Genomic DNA, 9,985 nt, shown 5'->3' with positions numbered 1-9,985 from the left:
GGCCGCGGCTTCGATCCGGCCACGGCTGACGGCCTGGTCAACCTCGCCGCGTCCGACTACCTGGACCCGCTGTTCCTGCCGCGCCTCATCGGCACGCTGCAGCAGCTTGCGCCACGGCTGCAGGTCGCCCTGCACCCGCTGTCTGCCGATTCGGACTACCGCCGCAAGCTGGCCTCGGGCGAGGTGGACCTGGTGGTCGGCAACTGGCTGCAGCCGCCGGAAGAATTGCACCTGGGCCGCCTGATGTCCGACGAAGTGGTCTGCCTCGTGGCCGAGGACCACCCCGCCGCCAAGAGCCCGCGCAGCTGGACGGCAGCGCGCTACCTGGACAGCGACCACATCGCGCCGACGCCGCTGCATCCCGGCGCGCGCGGCGTGATCGACGATTTCCTAGCGTTGCAAGGCCTGTCGCGCCGCGTCACGGTGCGCTGCGCGCACTTCAGCTTGGCGCCGGCCATGGTGGCCGGCAGCCGGCTGGTGCTCACGACCGGCCGCCAGTTCTGCGAGCGATACCTGACTCAACTCCCCCTGCGCATCGTTCGCTGCCCGGTGGCCTTCCCGGCCATGGCCTATTACCAACTCTGGCACGACCGCACGCATGCGTCTGCGGCGCAACGCTGGCTGCGCGAGCAGGTGCGCGACACCGCCCGTGCACTGGCCGACGAAGACAACCCCTCAAGGAGCCGCGCATGAGTGCCCGCAAAAGACTGGCGCTGCAAGGCGACCTGCTGGACTTCACCGGCGTGCCCTTGCTGGGCGAAGAAGCCTGCGCCGCGGTGCGTTTCCGGCCGGACCACTGGCTGCTGATCGAGGACGGCCGCATCGTCGGCGCGCAGCCCGAGGCACCGGACGACAGCTGGCAGCGCGAGCTGCACACCGGCCGGCTGATCCTGCCGGGCTTCATCGACACCCACGTGCACTGCCCGCAGCTGGACGTGATCGCCAGCTATGGCGCCACGCTGCTGGACTGGCTCAAGACCTACACCTTCCCGGCCGAGCAGCGCTTCGTAGACCCGCAGGTCGCGCGCGCCGGCGCCGAACTGTTCCTCGACGCCTTGCTGGCCAACGGCACCACCGCAGCGGTGGTCTTCCCCACCGTGCATCCGGTCTCGGTGGACGCATTGTTCGAGGCCGCGAGCGCCCGGCAGATGCGCATCATCAGCGGCAAGGTGTTGATGGACCGGCATGCGCCGGCAGGACTGAGTGACGATGTAGAAGGTGCCCGGCGCGACTGCGAAACGCTGATCCAGCGCTGGCACGGCCAGGGCCGCAACAGCTATGCGCTGACGGTGCGCTTCGCGATCACCAGCACACCCGAGCAACTGGCGATGGCCGGCGAGCTGATGCGGGCCGACCCCAGCCTCTACATGCAGACCCACGTGGCCGAGAACACCGAAGAGGTGCGCTGGGTGGCCGAGCTGTTTCCCGAGGCGCGCAGCTACCTGGATGTCTATCACCAGGTCGGCCTGCTGACGCCGCGCGCCGTGCTGGCGCATGGCATCTGGCTGGACGACGCCGACCGCGCGCTGCTGCGCGACACCGGTGCCCACATTGCCTTCTGCCCGAGCAGCAACCTGTTCCTCGGCAGCGGGCTGTTCGACTGGCAGGCGGCGGTGGACATCGGGCATGGCGTCTCGATGGCAAGCGACGTGGGCGGCGGCACCAGTTTGTCCATGCTGCGCACGCTGGCCGAGGGCTACAAGGTGCAGGCCTTGCGCGGCACGCGGCTCACCGCCTGGGCGGCGCTGCATGCGGCCACCCGCGGCGCGGCGCTGGCGCTGGGGCTGGAAGAGGAGATCGGCAGCTTCGAGCCGGGGTGCATGGCGGACCTGGCGATCTGGGATTGGGCGGTGGGCCCGGTTGCGGTGCACCGCGATGCGGTGGCGCGCGGCGAAGTGGTGCCTCTGCCGGCGCAAAGCCTGCACGCGCGGGTGTTTGCCTGGATGACCCAGGCCGACGACCGCAACCTGGTGGCAGCCTATGTCGCTGGGCAGCCCTGCTGGCAGCGGGGTTGACGCGCGGCGTTTGAGGCACCGCAAAACGAGGAGCAGTGCGGCAACCAGAGCGGCATGGTCCTTGCGTTTGTATACACCTGCGCATACTCATTGCCCTTCGACGGGCTTGGTGACTGACGCGGCCTCTGCGATCCGGGGGCCAGCGGCCACAGTCCCCGCCCGTTTGGACCCCCGTTTTCACCTTCCCTCTCACTGACAAGACAGGAACCCACCATGCAGTTCTCTACTTCCCGCCTGGCCCTTGCTGCGCTGCTGGCGCTGGCCACCGTTGGCGCCCAGGCCGCCGACTGGAGTGACACCTCGATTGGCTACCGCTACGGCAGCAAGTTCGCCGAGCCCTTTGGCGAGAACACCATCCACAAAAGCATCATCGACCTGAACCACGTCAGCGGTTACAGCTACGGCACCAACTTCTTCAACGCCGACTTCCTGGTCTCCGACAAATCCGACCCGTCCAGCCCCGGCTCCAGCAATGGCGCGACCGAGGTCTACATCGTCTACCGCCACACGCTGGACCTGTCCAAGGTCAGCGGCAGCAAGCTGTCCTGGGGCGTGATCCGCAACCTGGGGCTGACGGCGGGCTTCGATGTCAACGTCAAGGACGACGCCGGCTACAACTCCAGGAAGCGCATGCTGGTGGCGGGCCCGACGATGATGTTCGATGTGCCGGGCTTCCTGAACGTGAGCCTGCTCGAACTCTGGGAGAGCAATGCGCCGTACAACGAATTCACCCGCAGCGGCGTGTCGCGCTACAGCTACGATGCCCATCCAATGCTGACGGCGGCGTGGAGCATTCCGCTGATCAAGGGCGTTCCGCTGACCTTCGAAGGTTTCGCAAATTTCATTGCTGGCAAGGGCAAGAATGAATTTGGCGGCGAAACTGCGCCTGAAACCAACATCGATGCGCAGATCATGTACGACGCCGGCACGCTGATGGGGGCACCGGGCAAGTTCAAGGTCGGCTTCGAGTACCAGTACTGGAAGAACAAGTTCGGCAACTCGTACAAGGGCGCTGCCGGTGATGGCGCCTTTGCCAAGACACCGATGATCCGCGCGGAATACCATTTCTGATCGCCCGCGGGCCGGGGCCGGTCTTCGGCTCCTGGCCCGTTTCTGGCTCAGGCATCTTCATCATGCTTCGACTCGAACTCACCGGCATCACCAAGCAGTACCCCGCGGTGCGGGCGAACGACGGCATCCATCTGAAGGTGGCGCCGGGCCAGATCCATGCGGTGCTGGGTGAAAACGGCGCGGGCAAGTCCACGCTGATGAAGATCATCTACGGCGCGACCCAGCCCGACGCCGGCCAGATGCAATGGAACGGTCGCGAGGTGCAGGTCGCCAGCCCCGCCCAGGCCCGCGCCCTGGGCATCAGCATGGTCTACCAGCACTTCTCGCTGTTCGACACGCTCACTGCCGCCGAGAACGTCTGGCTGGGGCTGGACAAAGCGATGGCGCTGCCCGAGGTCACCGAGCGCATCGGCCAGGTCGCCCGCACCTACGGGCTGGACGTGGACCCGCTGCGGCCTGTGCATTCGCTTTCCGTGGGCGAGCGCCAGCGCGTCGAGATCGTGCGCGCGCTGCTGACCAATCCGCAGCTGCTGATCCTCGACGAGCCCACTTCGGTGCTGACGCCGCAGGCCGTCGAGAAGCTGTTTGTCACGCTGCGCCAGCTGAGTGCCAATGGCACCAGCATCCTCTACATCAGCCACAAGCTCGACGAGATCCGGGCCTTGTGCCACCACTGCACCGTGCTGCGTGGCGGCAAGGTCACCGGCGAGGTCGACCCGACGCAGGAAACCAACGCCAGCCTGTCGCGCCTGATGATCGGCGCCGAGCCGCCGCAGCTGCGCCACGAGACGCGTGCGGCCGGCGCGGTGGTGATGGCGGTCAAGGGCCTGTCGCTGCCGCAGCGCGATCCATTCGGCACCACGTTGAAGGACATCGCCTTCGACGTGAGGGCCGGCGAGATCGTCGGCGTGGCCGGTGTCTCGGGCAACGGCCAGCAGGAGTTGATGGCCGCGCTGTCGGGTGAAGACATGCGCGCGCAGGCCGGCAGCATCACGCTGTTCGGCAAGGACATCGCGGCGCATTCGCCGCGCAAGCGCCGCCACGAAGGCCTGCACTTCGTGCCCGAGGAACGCCTGGGCCGCGGCGCGGTGCCCACGCTGAGCCTGGCGCAGAACACGCTGCTGACGCGCACCGAGGCGGTGAGCGGCAGCGGCTGGATCGCCACCGACAAGGTGCGCCAGTTGGCCGAAAGCATCATCACCCGCTTCAATGTGAAGGCCGGTGGCCCGGGTGCTGCGGCCAAGAGCCTGTCCGGCGGCAACCTGCAGAAATTCATTGTCGGCCGTGAGATCGACGCTGGCCCGAAGCTGCTCATCGTCAGCCAGCCGACCTGGGGCGTGGACGTGGGCGCCGCGGCGCTGATCCGCGGCGAGCTGCTGAAGCTGCGCGATGCCGGCTGCGCGCTGCTGATCGTCAGCGAGGAGCTGGACGAGCTGTTCGAGATCAGCGACCGGCTGATCGTCATTGCCCAGGGCCGCATGTCCCCGTCCGTGCCCACCGCGCAGGCAACCATCGAGCAGATCGGCGAATGGATGAGCGGGCTGTGGACCTCCGCAGAAACGCAAGCCAAGGAGACCGGCCATGCTGAAGCTTGAAGCCCGGCCGCAGCCGTCGAAGCTGATGTCGTTTGCCAGCCCGTTGCTGGCGCTGGCCATCACGGTGGTGATCGGCGTCGGCCTGTTCGTGCTGCTGGGCAAGGACCCGGTGCGCGGGCTGCAGATGTTCTTCGTCGAGCCGGTGAAGAACCTCTACGGCGTGGCCGAACTGTCGGTCAAGGCCACGCCGCTGATCCTGATCGCGCTGGGCCTGTCGGTCTGTTACCGCTCCAACGTTTGGAACATCGGTGCCGAGGGCCAATACATCTTCGGCGCGCTGGGTGGTGGCTGGGTGGCGATGCAGGCGGGTGCCGGCACCGAATGGATGGGTCACTTCTACGTCGTGCCCATCCTCGCGGCCGGCGTGCTGGCCGGCATGTTCTGGGCCGCCATCGTCGCGCTGCTGCGGGACCGCTTCAGCGCCAACGAGATCCTCGTCAGCCTGATGCTGGTCTACGTGGCCGACCTACTGTTGGGCTGGCTGGTCAACGGCCCCTGGCAGGACCCGGAAGGCCACAACTTCCCGCAGACCATCACCTTCCTCGCGCAGACCAAGATCCCGCGCCTGGTGCAGGGCCTGCGCGCCAACATCGGCGTGGTCGTCGCATTGGTCGCCGTGATGGGGTTCTGGGTCTTCCTGTTCCGCACCTACCGCGGCTTTGCGCTGCAGGTGGGCGGGCTGGCACCCGCAGCGGCCAAATACGCCGGCCTCTCGTCGCGTGGTGCGCTGTGGCTCGCGCTGCTGATCTCGGGCGGAATGGCAGGTCTTGCCGGTGCGCTGGAAGCCGCCGGCCCGCTGGGTCAGCTCACGCCCTACGTGCCGGCGGGCTACGGCTTCGCGGCCATCATCGTCGCGTATGTGGGCCGGCTGCACCCGGTGGGCATCATCTTCTCGGGCATCCTGATGAGCATGTTCTACATCGGCGGCGAACTGGCGCAGTCGCGCCTGGGCCTGCCCAAGGCGCTGACGGGGGTGTTCCAGGGCCTGCTGCTGTTCTCGCTGCTGGCCTGCGACACGCTGATCTTCTATCGCCTGCGCTCGCATCACGCGCCGCATCCGACACCCGCACCGCGCGGTGCCGCTGCAGTCACCAAGGAAGCCTGAGATGGACGGCCTCGCGCTCCTCCTCGCCGCCACGCTGAACGCCGGCACAGCACTGGCCATCGCCGGCATCGGCCTGCTGATCAACGAACGGGCCGGCGTGATCAACCTGGGCGCCGAGGGCCTGATGCTGGTGGCCGCCATCGCAGGCTTCGCCACCACGGTGCACACCGGCAGCAGCTGGCTGGGCTTTGGCGCCGGCATGCTGTCCGGCGCGGTGCTGGCCTCGCTGTTCGGCCTGCTGGTGATCTGGCTCAACACCAACCAGGTGGCGACCGGCCTCGCGCTGAGCCTGTTCGGCGGCGGCTTTTCGGCCTTCCTGGGCATCCGCTACGTGCAGGAAAAGCTCGGCGAGCAGGTCCAGTTCCACGTGCCGCTGCTGGGGGATCTGCCGTTCATCGGCCCGGCGCTGTTCCGCCAGCACCCGATGGTCTACATCGCCATCGTGCTGACGGCGCTGCTGGCCTGGTTCCTTTACCGCACGCGCGCCGGCCTGGTGCTGCGCGCGGTCGGCGAGTCGCCCGAATCGGCGCATGCGCTGGGCTACCCGGTGCGTCGCATCCGGCTGGCGGCGGTGGTCGTTGGTGGTGCGATGTGCGGCCTGGCCGGTTCCTACATCTCGGTGATCTACACGCCGCTGTGGGTCGAAGGCATGATCGCCGGCAAGGGCTGGATCGCGCTGGCGCTCACCACCTTCGCCACCTGGCGCCCGGCACGGGTGTTGCTGGGTGCCTACCTGTTCGGCGGCGTGACCATGCTGCAGTTCTACCTGCAAGGCAACGGCGTGCACATCCCCGTGCAGTTCCTCGGCATGCTGCCTTACCTGTCGACCGTGGTCGTGCTGGTGCTGATCTCCAGCAACGCCAACTGGGTTCGCGCCAACATGCCCGCCTCGCTCGGCAAACCGTTTTTCCCCGGTTCCTGACCGGACACTTTTCTTCCCTGGCAATCCACTTCAAGAGAGAAGCGCCCATGACCCTGATGACCAAGCGTTCGCTGCTCCAGCTGACCAGCTGGACGACCATTGCCGCTGCCGCGGCCCTGGTCGGCTGCGGCAAGAAGGAAGAAACCCCGCCGCCCGCGGCTGCCGAGCCCGCTTCGGCCGCTGCACCGGCCCCTGCCAAGCCCGAGCCGCTGAAGATCGCCTTCGCCTACCTCGGCCCGGCCGGCGACCACGGCTGGACCTACGCGCACGACACCGCGCGCAAGGCCATCGAAGCCGAATTCGGCGACAAGATCCAGACCAGCTTCGTCGAGAACGTGCCCGAGTCGGCCGACGCAGAACGCGTCTTCCGCGACATGGCCACGCAAGGCAACAAGCTGATCTTCGGCACCAGCTTCGGCTACATGGAGCCGATGCTGAAGGTCGCGGCCGACTTCCCGGATGCGAAGTTCGAACACGCCACCGGCTTCAAGCAGAGCGCCAACCTGCGCAGCTACGACAGCCGCAGCTACATGGGTGCCTACATGGCCGGCATCATCGCCGGCAAGATGAGCAAGACCAACACGCTCGGCGTGGTCGGCTCCATCCCCGTGCCTGAAGTCATCCGCAACATCGACGCCTACACCCTGGGCGCCCTGAGCGTGAACCCGAAGATCAAGACCAAGGTGGTCTGGGTCAACAGCTGGTTCGATCCGCCCAAGGAAACCGAAGCCGCGCAGTCGCTGATCAACGGCGGCGCCGACGTGCTGCTGCAGAACACCGACTCCACCGCCGTGCTGCAGACCGCCGAGAAGAACAAGAAGTTCGCCTTCGGCTGGGACAGCGACATGTCCAAGTTCGCACCGACCGCCCACCTCGCCTCGGCCATCATCAACTGGACGCCGTATTACAAGAAGGCCGTTCAGGAGACGCTGGACGGCAGCTGGAAGGGCAGCACGGCGACCTGGTGGGGCGTCAAGGAAGGCGCCAACGACATCGTCGCGATCAGCGACCAGGTGCCGGCCGACGTGAAGGAACTGGTCGCCAAGACCAAGGCCGGCCTGGCCGACGGCAGCATCGACGTCTTCAAGGGCCCGCTGGTGGACAACACCGGCAAGGAAATGCGCAAGAAGGACGAAGCCGGCGACGACAAGTTCCTCGGCGGCCTGAACGTCTACGTCAAGGGCGTCGAAGGCAAGGTGCCGGGCGCGAAGTAAGCCCCTGGCGAGTTGCCTGCACCCAAAAGCCGCCCGCGCAAGCCGGCGGCTTTTTCTTTTCAGGGCTGCACGGCTCGCACCAGCTGGATCGCCCGCTCCGGGCAGGCCACCACGCACAGCCCACAGGCCAGGCAGGCGTCCTCGCGGGGTGTGTAGGCCGTCTGCATGCCGTGCACCCGCACTTTCAGGCGGGCCATGAAACCCAGCGCCTGGAAGTCCGCCGGTGCGATGGTGCTCACGTCGAAGACGTCGTATGGGCAGACCTCCACGCAGTCGCCCTTGCCCTCGCATTTGGCGCGGTTCACGACCGGGATGTATTCGCCCGGCGCGGCCTGGCAGGCCTGGCCCGGCCGCTGTGGATGGGCGGCGGCGCGTTTGACCTTGGCGGGGTTGGTGCGTTTGGTCGAGGTTTGGGAAGCAGCTGAGGGCATGTAGAGTGGCAGTGGCGCCGCGCAGCGGCTTTGCCAAATTCTCGAAGCGGCCCTGGGCGCGCATGTAACGTTTGATGCCTTGCGCTGCAACGAAAGATTGCAGCGCCGCGGTCGCAGGCCACCTACGCCAGCCGCTTGCCCATGGTGTGCGACAGCACTTCGTAGCCCAACTCCTGGTAGAGCTTGCGGGCCTGTTCGTTGAAGGCCCAGACGACCAGGCGCATGTCGGTGGCGCGGTGTTCGCGGGCCCAGTCATCGGCCTGCGCCATCATGGCCCGGCCCAGGCCCATGCCACGCGCTTCGGGGCAGACGCAGACGGAGTTGACGCGGCCGTAGCGCATCGGCTGCAGCAGGCTGTGGCGTTCCTCGATCAGCGACAGCGCGATGAAGCCCAGCGACTGGCCGAAGGCATCTTCGACCAGGAAGATGGCCCGGTCCGCGCCCAGCATGCTGTCCTGCCAGTGCAGGCGGTCGCGTGAGGGCGTGGCAGGTGGCGCGAACACGTCCGGCCAGGCCTGGTGGTGGATCAGGTTCAGCTCCTGCGCCAGGTCGCAGACCAGGTCCAGGTCGGCCAGGCTGGCCTGGCGCAGCGTGATGCCTTCGAGACGGGGTTTGTCTGCGTGCATGGCGTCAGGCTCGCGCAAACAGCATCGCCAGCCGCTGCACCGCAGCTTCGGCCACGGCGCGGTCTGGCGTGGTGTCTTCGTTGTCGAAGTCACCGTCCACGCTGGACTGCACCAGCAGCCCGTCGCGGCGCGAAACGACATTCAGGTTGTGGCCGCGCCAGTTGAGCCCGTAGCGCACCTCTGGCTGCTGCACCAGGCGCGCGATCTGGCCGCGCACCGGCACCAGGCTGTTGTCGCCCATCAGCTGGCGTGCGCCGTAGCCGGTGGCGTTGACCAGCGTGCGCTCCTTGAGGGCCGCGAACTGGCGCGGGCTTTCGAACTCGCGGTGCTGGACCTCGCCGCCGTCGCGCATGAACTCGCCCAGCAGCATCTGGCTGTAGGCCGGCAGGTTGAACACCATCTGCGTGTAGCGGCGCGCGAAGGGCACCGGGAACGGGTGCTGGTCCGGCGAGAGCGCGACCGAGCGCGGGTGCAGATCGCGCAGCAACTCGCTTTCCAACTCGGCGTATTCGGGCTCGGGGTGGCGCGGCGGCGCCTCGTCGTCCGGCAGTTCCTGGTCGAACGGGATGTCCGACAGCACGTAGCCCTCGCGCCATTCCACCGGGTCGCCCGGCAGGCCCATCATGCGCTGGTAGGTCTGGTGCGACAGGCGCGCCATGGCTTCCCATTGCTGGCGGAAGGCGGGCGTGGCGTGGGCTTCGTCGCAGATGCGCGAGTCCGGCGACCACACGCCTGTGGCCTTCGACGAGCGCACCTCTGGCGGCAGTTCGCGGCAGTAGATCGTCACGCGCAGCCCGGCGCGCTGCGCGGCGCGTGCAGTCGTCAGGCCAATGGCGCCGCAGCCGATCACGGCGAGGTGCTTTTCCTTCGTGGTGAGCGCCAGGTCCACCGCCAGCTTCGCCGAGCCCCAGGACAGCGACCAGCCGCTGCCGCCATGGCCGTAGTTGTGCACCACCGTCTGCCGCCCAATGCGCTGCGCTTCGATGCGCGGCCCGGCGGCGCGAAA

The 9,985-nt window shown here is 67.5% G+C and carries 10 protein-coding genes; 7 read left to right on the top strand and 3 right to left on the bottom strand.

The annotated features are described in order from the left end of the window. The 7 genes from FKP22_RS11690 to FKP22_RS11660 all read left to right on the top strand — a co-directional run. Positions 1-693 (top strand): LysR substrate-binding domain-containing protein (locus FKP22_RS11690; protein ID WP_141287671.1); only part of this gene is annotated, 693 nt, incomplete at its 5' end. Then, a complete protein-coding gene (gene guaD, locus FKP22_RS11685; RefSeq protein ID WP_141287670.1) occupies positions 690-2,015 on the top strand; it encodes a guanine deaminase in 1,326 nt (441 codons plus the stop codon). The genes FKP22_RS11690 and guaD, both read left to right, overlap by 4 nt. Positions 2,016-2,228: 213 nt before the next feature. Further along, on the top strand, positions 2,229-3,086 hold the full coding sequence (locus tag FKP22_RS11680) for an outer envelope protein (RefSeq protein WP_141287669.1): 858 nt from the start codon (positions 2,229-2,231) through the stop codon (positions 3,084-3,086). A 62-nt stretch (positions 3,087-3,148) separates the two neighbouring features. Then, the gene (locus FKP22_RS11675; RefSeq protein ID WP_141287668.1) at positions 3,149-4,681 is read left to right on the top strand and encodes an ABC transporter ATP-binding protein; all 1,533 of its coding nucleotides are present in this window, start codon (positions 3,149-3,151) and stop codon (positions 4,679-4,681) included. Further along, positions 4,668-5,786: an ABC transporter permease gene (locus tag FKP22_RS11670; RefSeq protein WP_141287667.1), complete on the top strand. Its 1,119-nt coding sequence runs from the start codon at positions 4,668-4,670 to the stop codon at positions 5,784-5,786. Before FKP22_RS11675 ends, FKP22_RS11670 begins: the two co-directional genes overlap by 14 nt. Before the next feature lies 1 nt (position 5,787). Next, on the top strand, positions 5,788-6,708 hold the full coding sequence (locus FKP22_RS11665; RefSeq protein ID WP_141287666.1) for an ABC transporter permease: 921 nt from the start codon (positions 5,788-5,790) through the stop codon (positions 6,706-6,708). A 47-nt stretch (positions 6,709-6,755) separates the two neighbouring features. Continuing rightward, positions 6,756-7,922 (top strand): BMP family ABC transporter substrate-binding protein, encoded by a 1,167-nt coding sequence (locus FKP22_RS11660; protein WP_141287665.1) that lies wholly within the window; start codon positions 6,756-6,758, stop codon positions 7,920-7,922. Positions 7,923-7,981: 59 nt separating this feature from the next. On the opposite strand, the gene FKP22_RS11655 is transcribed toward FKP22_RS11660, so the two are convergent. The 3 genes from FKP22_RS11655 to FKP22_RS11645 all read right to left on the bottom strand — a co-directional run. Then, positions 7,982-8,353: an ATP-binding protein gene (locus FKP22_RS11655; protein WP_141287664.1), complete on the bottom strand. Its 372-nt coding sequence runs from the start codon at positions 8,351-8,353 to the stop codon at positions 7,982-7,984. Between the two features lie 122 nt (positions 8,354-8,475). Then, the gene (locus FKP22_RS11650; RefSeq protein ID WP_141287663.1) at positions 8,476-8,979 is read right to left on the bottom strand and encodes a GNAT family N-acetyltransferase; all 504 of its coding nucleotides are present in this window, start codon (positions 8,977-8,979) and stop codon (positions 8,476-8,478) included. A 4-nt stretch (positions 8,980-8,983) separates the two neighbouring features. Further along, a partial coding sequence (locus tag FKP22_RS11645; RefSeq protein WP_211361381.1) for an FAD-dependent oxidoreductase occupies positions 8,984-9,985 on the bottom strand: 1,002 nt, incomplete at its 5' end.

Source organism: Ideonella azotifigens (assembly GCF_006519715.1).
GTDB classification, from domain to species: Bacteria; Pseudomonadota; Gammaproteobacteria; order Burkholderiales; family Burkholderiaceae_C; genus Ideonella; species Ideonella azotifigens.
The sequence above is the reverse complement of the archived record's forward strand: the minus strand, read 5'-3'. Positions and strand labels throughout refer to the sequence as shown.

What these genes read in the sequence shown, in the direction of transcription:
- guaD (WP_141287670.1), top strand. Translation starts at nt 690, where the DNA reads ATGAGTGCCCGCAAAAGACTGGCGCTGCAAGGCGACCTGCTGGACTTC.
- FKP22_RS11680 (WP_141287669.1), top strand. Translation starts at nt 2,229, where the DNA reads ATGCAGTTCTCTACTTCCCGCCTGGCCCTTGCTGCGCTGCTGGCGCTG.
- FKP22_RS11675 (WP_141287668.1), top strand. Translation starts at nt 3,149, where the DNA reads ATGCTTCGACTCGAACTCACCGGCATCACCAAGCAGTACCCCGCGGTG.
- FKP22_RS11670 (WP_141287667.1), top strand. Translation starts at nt 4,668, where the DNA reads ATGCTGAAGCTTGAAGCCCGGCCGCAGCCGTCGAAGCTGATGTCGTTT.
- FKP22_RS11665 (WP_141287666.1), top strand. Translation starts at nt 5,788, where the DNA reads ATGGACGGCCTCGCGCTCCTCCTCGCCGCCACGCTGAACGCCGGCACA.
- FKP22_RS11660 (WP_141287665.1), top strand. Translation starts at nt 6,756, where the DNA reads ATGACCCTGATGACCAAGCGTTCGCTGCTCCAGCTGACCAGCTGGACG.
- FKP22_RS11655 (WP_141287664.1), bottom strand. Translation starts at nt 8,353, where the DNA reads ATGCCCTCAGCTGCTTCCCAAACCTCGACCAAACGCACCAACCCCGCC.
- FKP22_RS11650 (WP_141287663.1), bottom strand. Translation starts at nt 8,979, where the DNA reads ATGCACGCAGACAAACCCCGTCTCGAAGGCATCACGCTGCGCCAGGCC.